The following is a 19,974-nucleotide window of genomic DNA, read 5'->3' on the forward strand; positions in this document are numbered from 1 at the left end:
CCGACCAAACTGACTACATTGGTTGACAAGACAGACCGTGTACCGGCGGTTCTGGCAAGAATGTCAACAAGGAGAGCTCAAGTGCAGGCGAAAGCGCGCAGTGTATCCGTCCGGTGGGACGAAGTGAGTGTTTGGATGCGGCTGATGTGGCTGGCCTTTGCCGGTTCGCTGCTTTTGCTGGCGCAAACGGTTGCCGCACAGGCAAGGGGCGAAAGCCTGGCGCCGTTGGCCGAAAAGATCAGCCCTGCGGTGGTGAATATCACCACGAGCACACTGATCGAAAACCAGACAGGGCCGCAGGGCATCGTACCCGAAGGTTCCCCGTTCGAGGATTTCTTTCGCGAGTTTCAGGATAGAAACGGCGACGACGACAACGACGCTCCGCGCCGCAGCAACGCCTTGGGTTCGGGTTTCGTGATCTCGGAAGACGGGTTTATTGTCACCAACAACCATGTCATTGCCGAGGCCGATGAAATCCTTGTGGAATTCTTCCCGGGTGACGGTCAGCCCAGGAAAGAGCTGGTAGCCAAAGTCATCGGAACTGATGAGAAAACCGATATCGCTTTGCTCAAGGTCGAGGCGTCCGGTCCGTTGAAATATGTAACCTTCGGGGACAGCGATGTTGCGCGCGTGGGCGATTGGGTGATCGCCATGGGCAACCCGCTGGGGCAGGGCTTTTCCGTCTCGGCTGGTATCGTATCGGCCCGTAACCGGGAACTCAGCGGGTCTTATGACGACTACATTCAAACTGATGCCGCAATCAACCGAGGCAACTCGGGCGGTCCGCTTTTCAACATGGATGGTGAAGTGATAGGCGTGAACACTGCGATCCTGTCACCAAACGGTGGCTCAATCGGAATCGGTTTTTCGATGGCCTCGAACGTTGTTGTCAAAGTTGTTGATCAGTTGCGTGAGTTTGGCGAAACGCGCCGTGGGTGGTTGGGTGTGCGGATTCAGGACGTAACACCGGACATGGCCGAAGCCATGGGGCTTGAGAAGCCCGGCGGTGCCTTGATCAGCGATGTACCGGAAGGCCCGGCGAAAGAGGCGGGGCTGAAGGCCGGCGACGTGATCACCAGTTTTGATGGTGTCGAGGTCGAGGATACACGCGGTCTGGTTCGTCAGGTAGGCGAAACCGAAGTCGGAAAGGCCGTGCGCGTGATCGTGCACCGTGATGGCGGTACCCAGACTGTGCTGGTTACGTTGGGTCGTCGTGAAGACGCAGAACGTGCCGAAACCGGCGAACCGGAAGCTGAGGAGGCCCCGGTTGATGAGAATGCGGATATTCTGGGTCTTACCATCTCACCATTGACGGATACGTTGCGCGAAGATCTGGGCCTGGATGCGGATGCCGAAGGTCTGGTGATTTCTGACGTCGATCAGGCGTCCGAGGCTTATGCCAAGGGGTTGCGGGCTGGTGATCTGATCACCGAGGCAGGGCAGCAAAAAGTGGAAACAATCGGAGATCTGGAGCAGCGGATGGAAGAATCGCGCGAAGCTGGCAGAAAGTCTTTGCTGCTATTGGTGCGCAGGGGCGGGGATCCACGGTTTGTGGCGCTGAGCCTGGAGGAATAAGAGCAAGGGGCCGGGATAAAATCCCGGCCTTTTTCGTTGTTCGCCCGGTATTGTGGGCAGGAGCACCAGCAACAAAAAAATGAGCCATACGCAATAGTTGCGTATGGCTCAGATACAGGGAGAGGTCAGTGGACAGATATCGGGGATGATTCTCTGACCTCCTACGGTAACAACTTCACCCTAGGTCATGTTGGAACGTGGGTCTGTGAACAAGATCACACCGACTCAGATCAGGTCGGATTCGGCTAACTCACGTAATGCTGCAAAGTCCTGAATCAGCAATCCGCCGCGGGACGCTTCCACGACATTGTCACGTTTCCATCCAGAGATTGTTTTGGACACCGCTTCTCGCGTCGCCCCGACAAACTCAGCCAGTTCGCTTTGCGACAGCGTAATGCGTTCGGACGGGTTGTCCTGCAAACCAGACAGTTGCAGCAGCCTTCGCGCCAGTCGAATGGGCATGGGCAAAAAGACCTGCTCGTTCAACTGAGACCCCATGTACCGCATCCGCAATCCGGCCAGCCGGATTAAATCCTCTGCGAGATCAGGATGTCGCCGGATCTGTTTCAAGACGTCATTGCGGCGCACACGCAGAACGCGCGAGGCTTCGGCCGCAGCAATGGTTGCTGTGCGCGGGCCATTGTCGAACAGGGCTATTTCGCCAAAAACTTCGCCGGGGCGCATAAGAGTCAGGGTCAGCTTGCGCCCGCTCATGGCCAGAAAAGACACTTCAAGCGTGCCGTCTAATATTGCGTAGAGCGCGTCGCCCTCGTCGCCTTGTTCAAAAAGTGTGTCGCCTTGGGCCAGGGAAATTTCGGTCGCTTGAGCCGAAAGCATTTCTCTGAGCCCGTCGGAAGCTTCGGAAAGGAAGCCGCTGTTGGGGAAGGCCGTCATGTATGCACCGATCTTGGGCGAGGTGAGTGAGTGGGTAGTCACTCAATTTCACATAGCTCGGCTCATTATCCAAGAATTTTGTTTGTTTTGGCGGACCTGGCTGATGTGACGGGAGCTATTTCTGTTCCGGGTCCTCCATATAGTGCTGCAACATGCTGAATTGCAGCATCAGAAAAGCCATTAGGGCAATGGGAAAGCCAAAGGTCTCGATCTTGACCCACATGTCGGTAGACATCGTGCGCCAGACAAGTTCGTTTGCGGCGGCCAAAACAGCAAAACAGCCACACAGTCGGCGGGTCAGAATCATCCAGCCTTCCTGCTTCATTGGAAGCAGTTCTTCCAAAACATAGGCGAGATAAGATTTCTTTTGCAACAGGCCGACGCCCAGGATCAGGGCAAACAGGCCGTAGACCAGCGTGGTCTTCATCTTGAAGAACCGCTCGTCATTGAACCAAGCGGTGAGGCCACCGAAGAAAAGCACCATGAATGCGGTGAATATTTGCATCCGGCTGAGTTTGCCGGTCAGGTACCACAGGATTGCCATGGCGCCCAGCATCAGGGGGACAAAGATGATCGTTGCAACGATAAAGCCGGAATACTCGACGCCACCAATCAGAAAACTATCATCGCGCAGGCGCAGGTAGATGAAGAAGAAGGCCAATGGGGGGCCAAGCTCGAGCACCTGTTTGAGAAACGGGTTGATGTCTTTTTTGCCTGTCATCTGTATATCCTGCTGTTTACCCGCCCATTTCAACTATTACGGCACCAAGTGCAATCAATGCCATCAGGGCAATACGCCGGGGGCCGACGGTCTCCTTTAACACAAGCCAGCCGATCAATGCCGCAAAGACGGTTGAGGTCTCGCGGAGAACCGCGGCCTCGCCCACTTTATCCAACCGGGTGGCCAACATGATTGCTCCGAAAGACAACGGAGCGATCAGGCCTCCGGCCAGCCCGCGCAACATCAGGGGGCCGACAGCTGGGCGGTCAATCATGGCGCGCCATCTGAGAAAGGCATAGATGGGCATGGCTGCGCCATCAATCATGAAAAACCAGGCCAGAAAGGTGAACGGGTCGGCGGTGGCGCGAATGCCGTAGGCGTCATACGTGGTGTAAAGCGCCACAAAGAGGCCGGTGATGATCGCCAAGACCAGCGCGATACCCAGCGTGTCGCGGTTGGTTTCCAGAAATCGGAAGTTGTATGCGGCCAACCCGAATATGCCGGCAAGCAGGGTTGCCACGCCCAGCCACTGCACTGTCGTGAACGTCTCGCCGAACAACAGATATGCGCCGATGACGGTGAACAATGGCCCGGTTCCGCGCACGACCGGATAGACAACCGTGTAGGAGCCTTTGGTATACGCCATGGCCTGAAGTGTCTTGTAGGCGATATGAATCAGCCAGACGAGCGCGAAGATCGGCCACATATGCGGTTCGGGCCAGGGCACCACAAAGAAGGCAAAAGGCGCGGCCATTAGGCAGTAACTGGCATCAATGGCCCCACGAGACAGCCACGGATCATGACGCCCCTTTTGCAGAGCTCCAAACACGGCATGAAGGAAAGCCGCCATCAGGGCTAGTCCAAGCGCAAGCTGGTGGCCTGCTTCGGTCCCTTCCAATGAGATCAGCCAGTTACTCAAAGATGCCAACCTTTTGCTGGGCGGTGAGGCTGGGGGTTTTCCACCCCCAGACCCCCGAAGGTATTTTTAGCCAGATGAAGGGGCGGATCAGCCTTTGTCGAGACCGGTCAGGGCGGCGGCGAATTCTTCGGGGTCGAAGGGGGCGAGATCGTCGATCTGTTCGCCCACACCAATGGCGTGGATGGGCAGGCCGAATTTGTCCGCCAAAGCGACGAGTACGCCGCCTTTGGCGGTGCCATCCAATTTGGTCATGACCAATCCCGAAACGTCAGCCAGCTTGCGGAAAGTCTCCACCTGGCTCAGGGCGTTCTGTCCTGTTGTGGCGTCGAGGACCAGCAGGGTGTTGTGCGGCGCTGTGTCATCGACCTTGCGGATGACGCGGACAATCTTGGCCAGCTCTTCCATCAGGTCAGCACGGTTTTGCAAACGGCCTGCTGTGTCGATCATCAGCAGATCGGCACCTTCGGCCTGTGCGCGGGTCAGGGCATCGAACGCCAGACTGGCGGGGTCCGAGCCTTCTGGCGCGGTCAGCACAGGAACCCCGGCCCGATCGCCCCAGACTTGCAGTTGTTCAACGGCCGCGGCGCGGAAGGTGTCACCGGCGGCGATGACAACTTTCTTGCCCGCTTCTTTGAACTGGCTGGCCAGTTTGCCGATGGTCGTGGTCTTGCCCGAGCCGTTGACGCCGACCACCAGCACCACTTGCGGGCGTTTGGGATAGATCGGCAGGGGCTTGGCTACCGGCTCCATCACGCGGGCCACCTCTTGTGCCAGCAATTGCTTGATTTCACGTGTTGAAAGTTTGCGGCCAAAGCGGCCCTCGGCCATGTTCGAGGTGACGCGCAAGGCCGTGTCGACACCCATGTCAGAGGCGATCAGCAGCTCTTCGAGTTGCTCCAGCATGTCGTCATCGAGTGTGCGGCGTATTTCCGTTGTGGTGCCACCGCGATTGAACAGGCGGTTCAGGATGCCTTTGGATTCCGGTATCTCGGGTGGAGGCGCGACCGGCGTGGGATCGGCAGGGATTGGGGCGGGCGGCTCAACAGGTTGTGGCACCGGCGCGGGTTCCGGAACCTCGGGGACCGGTTGCGGTTCGGGCTTTGGTTCGGGGATCACCGGGTCAGGCGCGGTCGTTTCCTCGCCGCCATCTTCGACGATGGCTTCCAGCCCCTCTTCCAGGCGAGAGGAGGATTTGAACAGCTTATCCTTTAGCTTTGAGAAAAACGCCATGTAGTGTCTCCGCAGGTGTTCCCTTCACCTAATGCGGATTTGCGGCAGTTGCAAAGGGTCACGCGAATGCAAGGACAAAACCAAGCTGTGCGCCCCAATAAAGGGGCCAGACCAAATAGGGCGTTGCCTTGAGGGCCGGATGGCTTGGTGGCAGCAGGAACTTTTCAGTCGCAAGGACCAGATCGGACGCGATGAAGGCGATGGCGGCGGGAAAAGCCCACCGCAAAGCGCCCGTGTCCGGCAGTGCCAGAACAGTGATACCCATCCCAAGGATGATGGGGATATAGGCCAGAACAGGCCCTTTCAGATCACCGGCGCGGGGTGCAAGTGTCGTGGCCATGATGATGCCCAGAATGACGAGAGACCATACCGTTGCGGGCGCGTTCCAGATTAGGCCAGCGTTACTGGTCGGGTAGGTCATGAACAGCGTGATGTAAGCCAGATGTCCGCCGGCAAAGGCGGCAATGCCCGACATAAACGTGGCATCCGTTTCGCGCGATAACAGTGCGTCGCCCGTTGCGCATAAGATGAGCGCCAAAACCAGCAACCAGGGTCCGCCATTCAAAAAGGCGATCATGGTCAAGGCAGCCACGGAAGCGGTTTTCAATACCGTGCGCAAGGCTGAGGCCGGGCGCGCTGTCAGCGGCAAATAGCCAAGGGCACAGCCGAGAGCGATCCAAAAGAGTACGTTGGTCATGGGTCCCCCGACAGTTTCCAAACGACTTCATCCGAGGTGAATATTGAAATCAAGCGCTTACGTTGAGTTAAGGGAACTGTGATGAACCCAGAGGCAAAGGGTGAATGGCACAGCTTAAGCGCTTCTGGCAGAATGTACTTATGCTTAGATACTGGATGATTCTCGCAGGCTTTGCTGCGCAATCCGTTGCGGCCCAGACCCCGTTGTCTGGACCGGAATTCGATAGCTACACGCAGGGCAAAACTCTGTTCTACGGGTTCGAGGGTCAGGTATACGGGGTTGAACGGTATCTGCCGAACCGGCGTGTGATCTGGTCTTTTCTGGATGGCAATTGCAAAGAAGGCGTCTGGTATCAAAGGGACGAGCAGATCTGCTTTGTCTACGAAGACAGACTCGACCCTCAATGCTGGGTTTTTACGCAATCTGGCGGCGGTCTGGTTGCGCAGTTTGAAGGCAACCCGGAGGCGACGGAGTTATATGAGGCCGAAGAACTTGGCGAGGAAATGGTGTGCTATGGGCCTGAGGTTGGTGTGTGATCAGGGCACGCGCAGGTCTTCACAACTGATCATCACATGGTTCTGATAGGCACACCTTTCCGCCAGTGTCTCATAATACCGGCGCAGGTTTGGGAGCGCTGCGCGGGATATGTCGATATCGTAATAGCGATACAGAACGTGCCCCAGCTGAATGTCGGCCAAGGTCAGGTCGGTGCCGCACAGGAAGGCGTGTTGGGACAGTTGAGCGTCTGCAAGTGTCAGCTTGTTTTCCAAAGTGGTCACAGCTTGTTCGATTGCCTGCTGGTCCTGTTCCGCCTTTGGGATTCGGGTAACCTGCCAAAACACGGGCACGGTGAATGCCATCGCGACGTTAATCTTGGCCCATTCCGCCCATTTATCGACTTCGGTCTGGTGCACCGGATCGCGGGGCCAAAACCTTTGAGTCCCGTATGAATTGGCTAGGTAGCGGAGAATTGCACCGGTTTCCCAGAGGGGCGGATGGTCGCCATCGCGTATGACAGGGATGGTTCTGTTTGGGTTCAATTGATGGAATTCATCAGTGTCCAGCCCTCCGAACCTGTGTCCCAGATCGTGGCGGCGGCAATCCAACCCCAACTCACCGACACACCACATCAGGGCCTGAACATTCGATGACGTTTTACGGCCCCAGATGGTCAGCATGGCTTAGAACAGTGATCCCTGATCCGGGGCGTCCGGTTTGGGTTTCTTGGGCGTCGGTTTTGCCGTGGCGCCGGTGCTGAGAATGCCATCTGCGAACTCGATCTCAAGCGCCGCATGTTTGGCCGCCTGGGCTTTGGTGGTAATCACGTCGCCGTCCGCACGGACGACCGCATATCCCCGTTCCAAAGTGGCTTTGTAACTGAGCGTTTCGCGCAGGCGGTCGGTGGCCTCAAGTTGTTGCTGAAGGCGTTCCAGCCGCGTGGTCTGAGCGGTGTTCATTCGATCGTTAAGTCGGGCAAGGCTCTGCCGCTGCTGGTCGATCTCGCGCTGAATCGGGCGCAGAGACAGGCGTGCCGACAGGTTGCGCAGTGACTCCTGACGCGTAGTTACCAAACCGCGTAGGGTCGAGGGGCGTAGGTGGGCCGACAGTTCGACGACTTGCAGACGGCGGTTCTGAACGCCGCGGGTCAAGGCGGGTGTCAGGCGATCTGCAATCAAATCAAGGCGTTGGCGTGGGGTGTTCAACAGGGTTTCCGGACGCGGCAAGGCGCGGGACAGATCGTGCAGCCTTTGCGTTCGGCGTTGAACTGCATCCGTTGCCGCACGGGACAACCGCGCACCTTGCTCGCCGGTCCATGCAAGCAACTCCATGCGGACGGGCACGGCAAGCTCCGCTGCGGCAGTGGGCGTGGGCGCGCGACGATCCGAGACAAAGTCGATCAGCGTTGTATCGGTTTCATGCCCGACGGCTGAGATCAGCGGTATGTCCGAGGCAGCTGCGGCGCGGGCGACGACCTCTTCGTTAAAGCCCCAGAGGTCCTCGATAGACCCGCCGCCGCGGGCGACGATGATCAGGTCGGGCCGGCGCAAAGCTCCGCCAGGCTTCAATTGGTTGAACCCTTCAATAGCTCGGGCGACTTCTGGTGCGCAATTCGCCCCTTGGACGGCCACGGGCCAGATTAGCACCTTACGCGGGAACCGGTCCCTGAGGCGATGAAGAATGTCACGGATCACAGCACCCGAAGGCGATGTCACCACACCGATGATATTCGGCAGATAGGGCAACGGCTTCTTTCGCTCGGGCGCAAACAAACCCTCGGCTTCAAGCTGTTTCTTGCGTTTCTCCAGCAAGGCCATCAATGCGCCTTGTCCGGCGACGGATACCTCATCGACATTCAGATTGTATTTCGATTGCGCGCCAAATGCGGTCAGGCGCCCGGTGACGACAACCTCCAACCCTTCTTCCGGCACAACAGACAGGCCGGAAATCTGCCCTTTCCAAGTGGTACAGGCCAGAACGTTCCGGTCATCCTTGATGTCATAGTACAAATGCCCGGAACGCGCTTTGAATACGCGCCCGACCTCACCCCGCACTCGGATTCGCCCGAAAGAGCCTTCGAGCGTCCGTTTCACCTCTCCCGAGATCTCGGACACGGTGTATTCGGGGGTATTTTGGCCCGGAATCGGGTCATCAAGCAGATCGGACATTTCAGCGCCTTGTTTCGAATGCCGGGCCAGCTTAGAACGCCGCGCAGGCAAGGCCAAGCAGATCGGAGAGCATTCATGAACATCCTCATTCTCGGCAGCGGCGGGCGCGAACACAGTCTCGCCTGGGCGGTGTTGCAAAACCCAAAATGCGACCGTCTGATCGTTGCTCCGGGCAATGCCGGAATCGCTCAGATCGCGGACTGTGCAGCGCTGGATATTGAAAACGGCGGGGCTGTTGTCAGCTTCGCCGAAGAAAACGCGATTGACTTTGTGATTGTCGGACCCGAGGCACCTTTGGCTGCCGGGGTGGCTGATCGCTTGCGCGAGGCCGGAGTTCTGGTTTTTGGTCCCTCCGCCGAGGCGGCGAAGCTGGAAGCGTCGAAAAGCTTTACGAAGGAAATCTGCGACGCGGCCAACGCGCCCACCGCAGCTTATGCCCGGTTCACCGAAGCCGAACCTGCCAAGGCCTATATCCGCGAACAAGGCGCGCCGATTGTGGTGAAGGCTGACGGTCTGGCCGCAGGCAAGGGCGTTATTGTTGCGATGGATGAACAAACCGCACTGGACGCAATTGACGACATGTTCGGCGGCGCTTTTGGCGGTGCTGGTGCGGAAGTTGTCATCGAAGAGTTCATGGAAGGCGAAGAAGCCTCGCTTTTTGTTCTTTGCGATGGCGAGAACATTCTCTCTATCGGGACGGCTCAGGACCACAAGCGTGTTGGCGAAGGCGATACCGGGCTGAACACGGGTGGCATGGGCGCGTATTCTCCGGCACCGGTGCTGAGTGCTGAGGTCGAAGCGCGCGCAATGGAAGAGATTGTGCGCCCGACCATAGCAGAAATGAAGCGTCGCGGCACGCCGTTTCAGGGGGTTCTCTACGCTGGGTTGATGATCAAAGACGGTCAGCCGCGTCTGGTGGAATACAATGTGCGTTTTGGCGATCCTGAATGTCAGGTGCTGATGATGCGCCTTGGTGCGCAGGCGATGGATTTGATGCATGCCGCAGCCGAAGGGCGGCTGGGCGATATGCGGGTGAACTGGGCCGATGATCACGCGATGACGGTTGTGATGGCGGCCAAAGGCTATCCGGGTTCGTACGAAAAGGGTTCGGTTATCATGGGGCTGGATGCTTTGCCCGAAGACAGCAGCAACATGGTGTTCCATGCCGGTACCAAGGCTGTTGAGGGTCAGGTGCAGGCCGCCGGTGGGCGAGTGTTGAACGTTACTGCGCGCGGTGACACGCTGCAAGAGGCGCGGGAACGGGCGTACAAGATGGTTGATGGTGTGAATTGGCCCGAAGGGTTTTACCGACGCGATATAGGGTGGCGTGCATTGGATAAGTGATCGGGCAGGGGGCTTTGCCCCCTCGGCCTGCGGCCTCACCCCCAAGGTATTTTTAGCCAGATGAAGAGGCGGATCAGCAGTTCAAGGCCTGTGCGAGGCTGTTGGGGCCTTTGAAAGGGCCGAGATCGGTTTTGGTCCAGTCATTGTCATAGGAAACGCTCATGATCCGTAACCAGTCTGCGCTGGCCACGATCAGTTCTGGGCGTTCGCCGCAGGTGCGCAGGCCGCCCGAGATGAAATCCTCACCGATCTTGTGGTTGGTCAGACCGGGTATCGAAGCGATCTGGGTCAGGGCGTTGTCTTTGTAGCGCCAGATGCGCAGTGTTTTGGCAAGGTGCGGGCGGTCGATATAGGCGATTTCGATATGGCCGTCACCGTCCAGGTCGGCTGCCCCAATTGGGGCGAGCCAGCGAAAGCGGGTGCCGATATGAGGTGTGGCGGCGATTTTAGTGCCGCTTGCGTTATAAATGGCGAGCTGTGCACCTTGTTGATCCTGAGATTCAACGACAATCGCTTCGAAAGTTCCGTCTGCATCAATATCGATAAGTCGTGGTGTGAGATCTTCGAAGACGCGATCTTGCGGCAGGCGAACTGTTACGGTTCTTGGGGCCGACTGGGCATTTTGAATACGCAGTTCCAATGCGCCGTATTCAACTGTGTCGCCCAAGACCCCATGCGCATAGCGTGTGGTCGGTTCTATGAATTTGGCCGCTTTGATTTGATCGGCAGATGTCGCGGTGCCTAAGGTCGATCCCCAAAGGCACAGAGATGTCAGTGCGCCGCGTGTCCGACGCCACCAAAGGCGACTGGAGGGACGCGGCGCTTTGGAATGCATCAGATCTGTTTTTCCGGCATTTGCACGATCAGACCGTCCAGCGCGTCGGTGACCTTGATCTGGCAGGTCAGGCGCGAGCGGGCCGGGTCGGGCTCGTAGGCAAAGTCCAGCATGTCTTCTTCCATGTCATCCTTGCCCGGTATTTTTTCGACCCAGTCGGGGTGGACATAGACATGGCAGGTCGAGCAGGCGCAGGCGCCGCCGCAATCGGCCTCGATGCCGGGAATGTTGTTGTCACGGGCCCCTTCCATGACGGTCAGTCCGTTGGCGACCTCGACAGTGTGTTCGGTACCGCCGTGCTCGACATAGGTGATCTTTGCCATTGCGTGCGTCTTCCTTTTGCGATGTTCGAATTCTTCCTTAGTCAAGGCATTTAGGTCTTTCCAGCCTCATTTGCGACTCCTAAGGCCGTGTCTGGACTTTCTTGGCGTTTGTTCTATTTTTGTTCTCATGCTTGTTGCCCCTGTTCATTCTGTGGTTTCCAGTCGGAACTGGCCACGCCCGCCATCTTGTTTGCCGTCAAATCAGTTGACAGCACCGCCCGAGGGCGCGCGCGTGGCCGTGGCCGGGCTGGTGATCCTGCGGCAGAGGCCGGGGACGGCCAAGGGGGTGATCTTTCTGACGCTTGAGGATGAGACCGGGATCGTGAATGTGGTGGTGTGGCGCAAGATCTACGAACAATTCCGCCGCGCGGTGATTTCAGGGCGTTTGCTGAAGGTGACGGGCCGGATGCAGCGGGCGCATTCGGTGACTCATGTAATCGCGGAAGAGATCGAAGATATCTCGGGCATGTTGGATGTGCTGGTGCAGGGGGAAGGGCATTAAAGCAATCTGTGTATAGTGCGGCCTCTGGACAGGGCGCTTTCCCGGTCATAGCTCGGATAGTATCGAAGCAGGAAAGAGGGCGCGATGGCAAACGGACATTTTCTGTGGACGGACCTGTCCACCTACGACATGCGTGCTGCCAGAGCGGACTATGCCGGAATATTCAATTGGGCATTTGGTGAAGAAGACACTTATGACTTTGCCACTATCGGCGGGCAGGAGGTGGCGGCCGTTTTCCCGATGCCGGATCGTTTGGCGAAAATGAACATGCCGTCTTTTTGGATGTCCTATGTGCACGTCGATGATCTGGACGAAAAGGTCGAACAAGCCCGGACACATCAGGGTGCCATCATCGAAGTGGAGCCTCAAACCTTTGGCGACGCCGCGCGTATCGCGCTGGTTCGGGATCCATCCGGTGCCGGGTTCACGATGTATGAGGGTCCAGACATACAGGCCGGAGCACCGGGTGCTGGTAAGGTCATAAGCCGTTTTCACCACGTTCCTGATATCAAACTGATCGCGCCGTTTTATGCGGACCTGTTTGGGTGGCGCTTTGAGAAGAGCTCGGCAAGCCCATGGCCGCGCTATGATATACGTCATCCTGACGGAACCGTGGTTGCTGAGGCCGAAGAGGTGCCCGAGGCCATCCGCGGAAAATTTCGCTATTGGATGCCCTGTTTTGGCGTCAAGTCGGTGGACGATTCCATTCGGCAGATCAAAGTCCGGGATGGGCGTCACCATAATGACTTGCCAGAAGGTCGTGCATTGGTTTCAGATCGGCAAGGGGCTCATTTCATGATCCAGAATGTAGGTCAGGATACTGTTGCGGTCAGTGAAAGCCCACGTGCGGCGGCCCGAAGCACGACTGATGGTTTGGCTTTGAAGTCCCTGCTTGCGTTGGTTTGTGTCTGGCTTGCTGTGATTATGGATTTGCAGGTGTTTTGGGGCGTGCTGTTTCTGATCTGGACTTGGCTGGCGCTGAAATCAGGGCGTGCTGATTTTGTCGAGCCAATTGACCGTTCGAATCGACCGTTTATGTTTTGGCTGATCACGGGAACATGGATGGTTCTGAGTACCTGGATGATACTCGCCTCGGTTTTCGGCGGCGGATGAGCATGTTCACGCGGTGCCAACGCCGAAGGTAAATTTGATCTGGTTTCAGCAGGTTGGTACCTAAGCACAAAACTGCGCTTGGGTTTGCCCAAACGTGGTGTCTAATTCCAAAGCGCACAAAAGGCGTCTTTCCGCCAATCTGGTGCGTGTTGGTCGACTCTGTGTCACAGGGCAGGTAATTGCGTGTGTTGTTACGCCTCAGCCTGTGTCCGAGATCAGGTTTGATCGTGCACCACTCAACGTCTTGTCTGAGCCACTCGAGATGCCCAACGTAAAACAACATGGATCGTTCGAAAAAGCCGTCGTTCTGAATGACAACCTGATTTCTGACCGTATTGCCGAACTCTCAGAGCTTGTGCGGTCCAAGGGGTGCATTCACGCCGCCAGAATGATCGAAGAAGCTCAGAACGTCTATGCGTTCGAGAACAAGCACCTTGAAGCCGCTGAGGCATACCGATCAAAATTTAGGGACCTGCAATCGCTGTCGTTGGAAGAACCGGAAAAACAGCAGCAAAAGATTCCGAATTTTCGCTCAAGGCGCTCTCGAGTACCGAACGATTTCTTGTCCGATTTTGCAAAACGACCCGTCGACCAGGTCCAGGAAAAAGCAGTAGGGCGGCCAGCCCTGGTCCTGACATCCCGGATGCGCGTGGACGGAAGAAATGTCACAGCGCTGCGCAGTGGGAATCGTGGCAGCAAACCATTGGGATTCCTTGTAGAACCTGAGTTCAAGTTTCGCTGACTGACCGTAGTGCGGGCAAAGCTATCACGGCAGGTGATCGCGCTCTGAACCCAAGAGGCACAAATATGCCCTAGGGTCGCCCCAAGGCACGCAGTGACCCTAGGGGTTGTTTTCGCGCAGAACCTCCTCACCAACTCGAACTACGTCAAGCAAAAAGCCATCAATATCGTCGCGTCTCGTTCGATGGTTGTTGAAGGCACAGCGAAGCCCGTGCCTGCCTTGGACAGTTGTGTCAGATGCTACGGCAAGGCCGCGTTCCTGAAGCCGGAGCATAATCTCTGTGTTGAGAGCCTTCGCCGCACTCTCATCCGCCGCCACATATCTGAAGCACACGATGTTGAGGTCTACCGGAGCAACAAGTTCCAGCGTTGGATGAGCTTCTATCTGGTGTGCCATATAGCGTGCATGGGCGATGTCTTGTGAGATGAGGCGGCCAAACTTTGCGGCACCATGTTCCCGCAGCGCCATCCAAATCTTTAGAGCTCGGAAACCACGGCTAAGCTCTAGCCCGTAATCGGCAAGGAATTTTCCTGCGATCATCCCGCGTTCCTGCAATTGAAGATAGGCACCATGCATTTCGAAGGTCGCGAAATGAGCCTCGGCATCTTTGATCAAAACGGCTCCAGCCTCGAAAGGTGCGTGCAGCCATTTGTGAGGGTCGATTGCAACCGAGCCGGCCCGCTCCATCCCTTTCACAAGATGCGCGTGGCCGGGTGCAAGACGTAATACGCCGCCTATGCATCCATCCACGTGAAACCAAAGCCGCTCTCGATCACAAAGATCCGCAAGTGCGGTCAGGTCATCTATGGCTCCGGTGTTCGTGGTGCCCGCCGTCCCGATCACGCAAGCTGGCTGCAACCCCTTCGCACGGTCTTCAGAGATTGCGGCCTCGAGCGCGTCGAGTTGAATCCTCTGGCGGTCGTCGCTTGGTATCTCAACCAGCGCTTTTGAGCCAAGGCCGAGGGTTTCCAACGCCTTTTGGTGGCAGCTATGGACCTGATCGGATGCGTAAAACCGCAGCGGCTTTTCCAAAGCAGAAACACCTTCTTCGCGCACATCAAAACCGGCGACCAGGTTACGGATGACCGTGTGCGCGATCAGGTTTGCCATTGACCCGCCGCTGGTCAGGGTTCCACTGGCGCTTTCAGGAAAGCCAGCGATTTCCTTTAACCAATCGACAACCTGCTGTTCTACCTGTGCCGCGCCTGTGTTCCCGCCCCCTAGGTTGCTTCCCTCTACGGCGGCAAGGAAATCACCCAATGCCCCGGTGAAGTTGCTTGCTCCCATGTACCACCCCCAAAAGCGGGGGTGAATATTACCCATCGGATAAGCACGTACGAATTCCCTATAGTCGCCATAGACCTGTTCCAATGTGCATGGGTCTTCCGGCAAAGCCTGTTTCAGATGCGCGCGGACATCATCGGGCATAGGTTGCCAAACCGGGCGTTCTCGCACCTGCTCTAGGTGGTCAATTGCTTCATCTATTATGACGTGCGCTAGGGCCCGTGCGGCGTTCCAGTCATCTGGATCAAGTGTTTCTTCTTTGATGTTTCGCATTTGCCGCCACCTCCCTCGTCCGAGGAAGAGTGCGTTAGAACCACTTTCAGGGCAACAACTCCGTGGTCTTGGCATTCAGCAAAAACGGTTTGCGTCCGCTCGCCCGCCGCTTGGTGCTTGATTAGGAATATGTGCTTGGTGCAGAGCGTGATTTGCAGAAGTGGCAAATCCTCAAATCTCGGTGTAGGCCCCGTAAGGGCTCAACACTCGCCATAGATCCTTTTCACCGCTTGAACAGAACACCTTGCGATTGCTTGTCCCTGTGATCGCCGCGCAGGTCTGCATACAACGCGCGACCGGCCTGAACGCCGGGACGGGCACCTACGGTTTCAAGCCAGCGGGCGAAATGGGGTGTGTCGTCGATGTTGTGCTGTTGCCCTTCCCACAGACTGGCCCAACCCCAGATCGACATATCCGCGATGGAATAGAAATCGCCTGCAACATATTCATTGTCCGCCAGCCGACGATCCAGCACACCGTACAGCCTGGCGACCTCGGCGCGATAACGGTCCTTTGCATAGGGCAGGTCCTGTGGTGGGTCCAGTTGAGGGGCGTATTTTAGAAAGTGATGCGCCTGACCGGCCATTGGTCCGACGCCGCCCATCTGCCACATGAGCCATTCTTCGACCGCGATCTGGTCCCGCTCGGTCTTGCCATAGAAGCGCTTGGTCTTGCGGGCCAGGTACATCAGGATCGCACCGCTTTCGAACACGGAAACGGGCGCACCGTCAGGGCCATCGGGATCGACGACAGCAGGCATCCGGTTGTTGGGGGCGATTTTCAGAAACTCCGGGTCGAACTGATCGCCTTTGCCGATATTGATCAGGTGAGTCTTGTAGGGCAGCTCCATCTCTTCCAGGGCGATGGACACTTTCCAGCCGTTTGGCGTGGGCCAGAAATACAGATCGATCATGGTCTCTCCTCAGGTTGAAAAGATCATGAGGGTTTCTGCGCAATCGGCAAGAGGGCTTGCGGCAGGCGAAGCGCAAAAAGCTGTGACTTCGGGCGATACCATCGCAGGGAAGGCCTGTCGGACCTTTGATTACAGATCTGTGACGACGGGCTTGTCGGGGTTGACGACTCTGCATGTGCGGCGTAAGGCCAACATCACAGACCACGTGGCGATTTGTTACCGGATTGCGGGCCACGCTAAACAACACCGCTAAAAGGTCAGGATGAAAGACCCCTTTCGCTTGGCCGCGTCTGGGGTTTTTTGTTTGCCTCTGCCAGAGGCTGAAAGGAATGAGATGAGCGAGAACTGGAACAAACGCACCCAAGCCGTCCATGGCGGCATCCGTCGTAGTCAGTACAACGAGGTGAGCGAGGCGATTTTCCTGACGCAGGGCTTCGTTTACGAAAACGCAGAACAGGCCGAGGCCCGTTTTCTGGAATGTGGCCCCGACGAGTTCATCTATGCGCGCTATGGCAACCCAACCGTGTCGATGTTCGAACAACGCATCGCGGCGCTGGAAGGGGCCGAGGACGCCTTTGCGACGGCGTCGGGCATGGCGGCTGTCAACGGTGCGTTGACCTCGATGCTGAAGGCTGGTGACCATATCGTGTCCGCCAAGGCGCTGTTTGGATCCTGTCTGTATATCGTCGAAAACATCCTGACCCGCTTTGGCGTCGACGTGACTTTTGTTGACGGTACTGACCTGGAGCAGTGGAAGGCGGCGATCCGCCCGGACACCAAGGCTGTCTTTTTTGAATCCATGTCGAACCCGACGCTGGAAGTGATCGACATCGCGTCGGTTGCGGAACTGGCTCATGCCGTTGGCGCCCTTGTCGTGGTGGATAACGTTTTTTCGACACCGGTCTTTTCGCGTGCGATCGAACAGGGTGCCGATGTCGTCGTTTATTCAGCAACCAAGCACATTGACGGTCAGGGCCGCGCGCTGGGCGGTGTGATCATCAGTACACGGGATTTCATCCGCGGCACGGTCGAGCCATACCTGAAGCATACCGGCGGTGCGCTGAGCCCGTTTAATGCTTGGGTTATGCTTAAGGGCCTGGAAACCATGGCGCTGCGCGTAAATGTACAGGCCGACAGCGCGCAAAAGATTGCTGAAGCGCTTGAAGGGCACCCGGCGCTGGAGCGTACCCTCTATCCCGGTCTGAAAACTCATGCGCAGAACGCGCTGGTGCAATCGCAGCTTGGCGGCAAGGGCGGCACAGTTCTGTCGCTGGACATCAAAGGCGGCAAAGACGCTGCCTTTGCGTTTCTGAATGCGATGACGATCCCGGTGATTTCCAACAATCTGGGCGACGCCAAATCCATCGCAACGCACCCGGCGACGACGACACACCAACGCCTGAGCGACGCGCAGAAAGTTGAGTTGGGCATTTCGTCAGGACTCATTCGTTTTTCCGTTGGTTTGGAAGACGCAGATGACCTGCTGGCTGATATTCAGCAGGCTTTGGAAGTCTCGCAGAAATAACCAGTTCCAGCGCGCACCTTTATCGTCGGGGCATTACCTGACGTCCGAGTGCCGCTTGAAAACCTTTTCGGACGGGGTGCTGTCCTGCCGATAGAACCAATAAAGGGCGCAAACCGTTGCAAATTGACGGTTTCGCGCCACTTTTTTCGATCCGGACTGCTAATGGCAACGTATCGGGATAGACTGGAAAACGAACCTCAGTCGTATATAGTCCGACGATCACTCGAGGAACTGCAGCCGATGAACGTTCACCCGCGCGACATTGATGAAACACCAGACCGTGAAAAAGCCGCCGAAGCCCTGAGTGTGCTGCGGCAGTGGGCGAAAATGGCGTCTGTGTCTGAAATCAGTCAGTTGGACCCGGCCATCGCGCGTCTGGTGCCGGGGGTGGCCGCTGTAAATTATCCTTCGCTCTCACGCGAGTACCCAGAGGATTTTGCAGTAGATGCAGCTTACAGGTCGTCATTGCCGGACTTGCAGAATGGCCCGTCTAGCCTGATCCGTGGGGCGAAACAGCAAATCCAGCATGTGGGCATCTCGAATTTCCGCCTTCCGATCCGGTTTCACCGGAAACAGGGCGATGACCTGACGCTTGAGACGTCGATCACAGGTACTGTTAGTCTGGAGGCCGAGAAAAAGGGCATCAACATGTCCCGGATCATGCGGTCGTTTTACAAACATGCAGAACGTACATTCAGCTTCGAGGTGATGGAAGCGGCGCTCGACGACTACATGACCGATCTGGACAGCTTTGATGCCCGCATTCAGATGCGGTTTTCTTACCCGGATAAAGTAAAGAGCCTGCGCTCGGGTTTGGAAGGCTATCAGTATTACGACATAGCCTTGGAACTGGTCGAACAGAACGGCGTGCGTCAAAAGATCATGCATCTGGACTATGTCTATTCCTCAACTTGTCCGTGCTCTCTGGAACTGAGCGAACATGCGCGGTCGATGCGCGGACAGCTTGCAACCCCGCATTCTCAGCGCTCTGTCGCGCGAATTTCAGTGGTTGTGGATTGCGACGCGGATTGTTTGTGGTTCGAAGACCTCATCGCGCTGTGCCGCAGAGCGGTTCCTACCGAGACACAGGTCATGGTCAAACGCGAAGACGAGCAGGCGTTTGCCGAGCTGAACGCCGCCAACCCGATCTTTGTCGAAGATGCTGCGCGCCTGTTCTGCGCCGAATTGTTAGCTGATCACCACGTGGGCGATTTCCGTATCGTGGCTAGCCACCAAGAGAGCCTGCACAGCCATGACGCTGTGTCGATTCTGACCGAAGGCCAAACCTTTGAGGCGCCCAGTCTGGACCCGAGATTGTTCACAACCCTGTTTCATGTTGGGTGAGTTCCCCGCTGTAAGCGGTTAGAATTTAATCAGGGATTACGTCGATCAGCGTTCTTTCGCCGCAATGCAGCAAAAATGCTGCAAATGCGCATTTTTTGCCTGTATGTTCGAAGGGAATGCAGCAGACGCATGCCTGCCTTCGGGAAGGTGTGCGTCCCCGAAAGGACACCGAGACGTGACACGCCTTGGACTGCAAGACCCCAACCGCCGCGCGGCGTGTCTGCGTAGGCAGGGTGCCTTACACCAAAAACTCGGGCTGCATCGGTTTTACAGGAGAAACATGTAATGAATCCGATTACCCATTCACTGGAGCTTCAGGCTGCGGCATTGCGAGTGGCAGGCTATGCAATGGCCAACCAGATGAAGATCATGCAGATCATGGCTCGGTCTGCGTTCGAGTTGCCAATGGCACCCGTGCAAACCATACACGCGGCTGCATCTGCCCCGGCACCGGTCACTGAGAAACCAGCCAAAAAGGCGGCGGTCAAAGCAAAACCAGCCGGAGCACGTGCGCTCAAAGCAGCGTCCAAGAAGACGACGGGCGCAAAAAAACCTGTGAAGAAGAGTGTTGTGGTGGCACCTAAGCCCAAAACGGTTGAGTTTTCCGCGAAACCACGTGCTGCTGCCACAATTAAGGTTGAACCTGCCGCCAAAGCCAAGCCTGCACCTGCGCCAAAACCGGCACCTCAGCCGAAAGCAGCAGCAAAGCCGGTTGCCGCCGCCACAAAGCCCGTTAAACCCGCTGCCCAAAAGGCGGCACCTGCAACGTCTTCTGTCGCCAAAACCGCTCCGGCAAAAGAAACCTCAGTCCAATCTGCAGCACCTGCGAGCAAGACACCTGCAGTTGAGCCCAAAAAGACGACCCCGCTTGAAAAAGCCGTTTCGACACAGGCGAAACCTGCATCGCGTACGCGCAAAGCCGCCGCGCCGAAACCCGCGCCTTCTGCGGCTCAAACGAAACCGGCACCGGCGGCTGAGCAACCTAAACCGCAGACGCGCAGAACTCGGGCTCCGTCCAAACCTCCGGCGATGCCTGGGACAGAGACGAAATCCGACACTTAACTCGGATCATCT

The 19,974-nt window shown here is 57.0% G+C and carries 20 protein-coding genes and 1 riboswitch; of the genes, 9 read left to right on the forward strand and 11 right to left on the reverse strand.

Annotated features, from left to right (window positions below; translation table 11 throughout):
• Positions 1-60: 60 nt before the first annotated feature.
• Entirely contained in the window at positions 61-1,575 is a 1,515-nt protein-coding gene (locus GOV91_RS00165) for a Do family serine endopeptidase (RefSeq protein ID WP_171174764.1), read from the forward strand.
• A 225-nt stretch (positions 1,576-1,800) separates the two neighbouring features.
• On the opposite strand, the gene GOV91_RS00170 is transcribed toward GOV91_RS00165, so the two are convergent.
• The 5 genes from GOV91_RS00170 to GOV91_RS00190 all read right to left on the reverse strand — a co-directional run bounded on the left by GOV91_RS00170 (position 1,801) and on the right by GOV91_RS00190 (position 6,036).
• On the reverse strand, positions 1,801-2,469 hold the full coding sequence (locus tag GOV91_RS00170) for a Crp/Fnr family transcriptional regulator (protein WP_171176201.1): 669 nt from the start codon (positions 2,467-2,469) through the stop codon (positions 1,801-1,803).
• Positions 2,470-2,584: 115 nt separating this feature from the next.
• On the reverse strand, positions 2,585-3,190 hold the full coding sequence (locus GOV91_RS00175) for an inner membrane-spanning protein YciB (protein WP_171174762.1): 606 nt from the start codon (positions 3,188-3,190) through the stop codon (positions 2,585-2,587).
• Between the two features lie 16 nt (positions 3,191-3,206).
• Entirely contained in the window at positions 3,207-4,109 is a 903-nt protein-coding gene (locus GOV91_RS00180) for an EamA family transporter (protein ID WP_171234021.1), read from the reverse strand.
• An 87-nt stretch (positions 4,110-4,196) separates the two neighbouring features.
• The gene (gene ftsY, locus GOV91_RS00185; RefSeq protein ID WP_171174758.1) at positions 4,197-5,339 is read right to left on the reverse strand and encodes a signal recognition particle-docking protein FtsY; all 1,143 of its coding nucleotides are present in this window, start codon (positions 5,337-5,339) and stop codon (positions 4,197-4,199) included.
• A gap of 58 nt (positions 5,340-5,397) precedes the next feature.
• The gene (locus GOV91_RS00190; protein ID WP_171234022.1) at positions 5,398-6,036 is read right to left on the reverse strand and encodes a lysoplasmalogenase; all 639 of its coding nucleotides are present in this window, start codon (positions 6,034-6,036) and stop codon (positions 5,398-5,400) included.
• A 155-nt stretch (positions 6,037-6,191) separates the two neighbouring features.
• Between GOV91_RS00190 and GOV91_RS00195 the strand changes: the two genes are divergently transcribed.
• A complete protein-coding gene (locus GOV91_RS00195) occupies positions 6,192-6,572 on the forward strand; it encodes a hypothetical protein (RefSeq protein ID WP_171176199.1) in 381 nt (126 codons plus the stop codon).
• Here GOV91_RS00195 and GOV91_RS00200 read toward each other — a convergent pair whose 3' ends face one another.
• Both GOV91_RS00200 and xseA read right to left on the reverse strand, forming a co-directional pair.
• Positions 6,573-7,214, reverse strand: coding sequence for a glutathione S-transferase family protein (locus GOV91_RS00200; protein ID WP_171234023.1), 642 nt, complete (start codon positions 7,212-7,214; stop codon positions 6,573-6,575). It lies immediately after the preceding gene.
• Positions 7,215-7,217: 3 nt separating this feature from the next.
• Complete coding sequence (xseA, locus tag GOV91_RS00205; RefSeq protein ID WP_171234024.1) at positions 7,218-8,702, reverse strand: exodeoxyribonuclease VII large subunit; 1,485 nt, start codon at positions 8,700-8,702, stop codon at positions 7,218-7,220.
• 75 nt (positions 8,703-8,777) lie between these two features.
• On the opposite strand from xseA, the gene purD reads away from it, so the two are divergent.
• Positions 8,778-10,046: a phosphoribosylamine--glycine ligase gene (gene purD, locus GOV91_RS00210; RefSeq protein ID WP_171234025.1), complete on the forward strand. Its 1,269-nt coding sequence runs from the start codon at positions 8,778-8,780 to the stop codon at positions 10,044-10,046.
• Between the two features lie 73 nt (positions 10,047-10,119).
• Here purD and GOV91_RS00215 read toward each other — a convergent pair whose 3' ends face one another.
• Together GOV91_RS00215 and GOV91_RS00220 are read right to left on the reverse strand one after the other, a co-directional pair.
• Positions 10,120-10,881, reverse strand: a complete 762-nt coding sequence (locus GOV91_RS00215; protein WP_171234026.1) for a VCBS repeat-containing protein — start codon at positions 10,879-10,881, stop codon at positions 10,120-10,122.
• Complete coding sequence (locus GOV91_RS00220) at positions 10,881-11,204, reverse strand: 2Fe-2S iron-sulfur cluster-binding protein (protein ID WP_171174748.1); 324 nt, start codon at positions 11,202-11,204, stop codon at positions 10,881-10,883. Before GOV91_RS00220 ends, GOV91_RS00215 begins: the two co-directional genes overlap by 1 nt.
• Positions 11,205-11,331: 127 nt before the next feature.
• On the opposite strand from GOV91_RS00220, the gene GOV91_RS00225 reads away from it, so the two are divergent.
• From GOV91_RS00225 to GOV91_RS00235, 3 genes are all read left to right on the forward strand, one after another.
• Positions 11,332-11,706, forward strand: coding sequence for an OB-fold nucleic acid binding domain-containing protein (locus GOV91_RS00225; RefSeq protein ID WP_171234027.1), 375 nt, complete (start codon positions 11,332-11,334; stop codon positions 11,704-11,706).
• Between the two features lie 84 nt (positions 11,707-11,790).
• Entirely contained in the window at positions 11,791-12,819 is a 1,029-nt protein-coding gene (locus tag GOV91_RS00230; protein ID WP_171234028.1) for a VOC family protein, read from the forward strand.
• Positions 12,820-13,207: 388 nt separating this feature from the next.
• Positions 13,208-13,561, forward strand: a complete 354-nt coding sequence (locus GOV91_RS00235) for a hypothetical protein (protein ID WP_171234029.1) — start codon at positions 13,208-13,210, stop codon at positions 13,559-13,561.
• A 99-nt stretch (positions 13,562-13,660) separates the two neighbouring features.
• Here the strand turns inward: GOV91_RS00235 and GOV91_RS00240 are convergent, their stop codons facing one another.
• Positions 13,661-15,118 (reverse strand): pyridoxal-dependent decarboxylase, encoded by a 1,458-nt coding sequence (locus GOV91_RS00240; protein ID WP_171234030.1) that lies wholly within the window; start codon positions 15,116-15,118, stop codon positions 13,661-13,663.
• A 223-nt stretch (positions 15,119-15,341) separates the two neighbouring features.
• Positions 15,342-16,031 carry a glutathione S-transferase N-terminal domain-containing protein gene (locus tag GOV91_RS00245; protein ID WP_171234031.1) on the reverse strand — a complete coding sequence of 230 codons (690 nt, stop codon included), beginning with the start codon at positions 16,029-16,031 and terminating at the stop codon, positions 15,342-15,344.
• Positions 16,032-16,226: 195 nt separating this feature from the next.
• Positions 16,227-16,304: riboswitch (SAM riboswitch) on the forward strand.
• A gap of 61 nt (positions 16,305-16,365) precedes the next feature.
• Between GOV91_RS00245 and metZ the strand changes: the two genes are divergently transcribed.
• The 3 genes from metZ (at position 16,366) to GOV91_RS00260 (ending at position 19,962) form a co-directional block, all read left to right on the forward strand.
• Positions 16,366-17,556: an O-succinylhomoserine sulfhydrylase gene (gene metZ / locus GOV91_RS00250; RefSeq protein WP_171234032.1), complete on the forward strand. Its 1,191-nt coding sequence runs from the start codon at positions 16,366-16,368 to the stop codon at positions 17,554-17,556.
• Between the two features lie 240 nt (positions 17,557-17,796).
• Positions 17,797-18,900, forward strand: coding sequence for a GTP cyclohydrolase FolE2 (gene folE2 / locus GOV91_RS00255; RefSeq protein WP_171174734.1), 1,104 nt, complete (start codon positions 17,797-17,799; stop codon positions 18,898-18,900).
• A 285-nt stretch (positions 18,901-19,185) separates the two neighbouring features.
• Entirely contained in the window at positions 19,186-19,962 is a 777-nt protein-coding gene (locus tag GOV91_RS00260) for a hypothetical protein (protein ID WP_171174732.1), read from the forward strand.
• Positions 19,963-19,974: the final 12 nt, after the last annotated feature.

It is taken from the genome of Ruegeria sp. HKCCA6837, assembly GCF_013034475.1.
In the GTDB taxonomy this organism is placed as follows: Bacteria; Pseudomonadota; Alphaproteobacteria; order Rhodobacterales; family Rhodobacteraceae; genus Ruegeria.

Bases quoted from the DNA above. Each gene is read 5' to 3' on its own strand.
- GOV91_RS00165 (WP_171174764.1), top strand. From the start codon at position 61: ATGTCAACAAGGAGAGCTCAAGTGCAGGCGAAAGCGCGCAGTGTATCC.
- GOV91_RS00170 (WP_171176201.1), bottom strand. From the start codon at position 2,469: ATGACGGCCTTCCCCAACAGCGGCTTCCTTTCCGAAGCTTCCGACGGG.
- GOV91_RS00175 (WP_171174762.1), bottom strand. From the start codon at position 3,190: ATGACAGGCAAAAAAGACATCAACCCGTTTCTCAAACAGGTGCTCGAG.
- ftsY (WP_171174758.1), bottom strand. From the start codon at position 5,339: ATGGCGTTTTTCTCAAAGCTAAAGGATAAGCTGTTCAAATCCTCCTCT.
- GOV91_RS00190 (WP_171234022.1), bottom strand. From the start codon at position 6,036: ATGACCAACGTACTCTTTTGGATCGCTCTCGGCTGTGCCCTTGGCTAT.
- GOV91_RS00195 (WP_171176199.1), top strand. From the start codon at position 6,192: ATGATTCTCGCAGGCTTTGCTGCGCAATCCGTTGCGGCCCAGACCCCG.
- GOV91_RS00200 (WP_171234023.1), bottom strand. From the start codon at position 7,214: ATGCTGACCATCTGGGGCCGTAAAACGTCATCGAATGTTCAGGCCCTG.
- xseA (WP_171234024.1), bottom strand. From the start codon at position 8,702: ATGTCCGATCTGCTTGATGACCCGATTCCGGGCCAAAATACCCCCGAA.
- purD (WP_171234025.1), top strand. From the start codon at position 8,778: ATGAACATCCTCATTCTCGGCAGCGGCGGGCGCGAACACAGTCTCGCC.
- GOV91_RS00215 (WP_171234026.1), bottom strand. From the start codon at position 10,881: ATGCATTCCAAAGCGCCGCGTCCCTCCAGTCGCCTTTGGTGGCGTCGG.
- GOV91_RS00220 (WP_171174748.1), bottom strand. From the start codon at position 11,204: ATGGCAAAGATCACCTATGTCGAGCACGGCGGTACCGAACACACTGTC.
- GOV91_RS00225 (WP_171234027.1), top strand. From the start codon at position 11,332: ATGCTTGTTGCCCCTGTTCATTCTGTGGTTTCCAGTCGGAACTGGCCA.
- GOV91_RS00230 (WP_171234028.1), top strand. From the start codon at position 11,791: ATGGCAAACGGACATTTTCTGTGGACGGACCTGTCCACCTACGACATG.
- GOV91_RS00235 (WP_171234029.1), top strand. From the start codon at position 13,208: ATGATCGAAGAAGCTCAGAACGTCTATGCGTTCGAGAACAAGCACCTT.
- GOV91_RS00240 (WP_171234030.1), bottom strand. From the start codon at position 15,118: ATGCGAAACATCAAAGAAGAAACACTTGATCCAGATGACTGGAACGCC.
- GOV91_RS00245 (WP_171234031.1), bottom strand. From the start codon at position 16,031: ATGATCGATCTGTATTTCTGGCCCACGCCAAACGGCTGGAAAGTGTCC.
- metZ (WP_171234032.1), top strand. From the start codon at position 16,366: ATGAGCGAGAACTGGAACAAACGCACCCAAGCCGTCCATGGCGGCATC.
- folE2 (WP_171174734.1), top strand. From the start codon at position 17,797: ATGAACGTTCACCCGCGCGACATTGATGAAACACCAGACCGTGAAAAA.
- GOV91_RS00260 (WP_171174732.1), top strand. From the start codon at position 19,186: ATGAATCCGATTACCCATTCACTGGAGCTTCAGGCTGCGGCATTGCGA.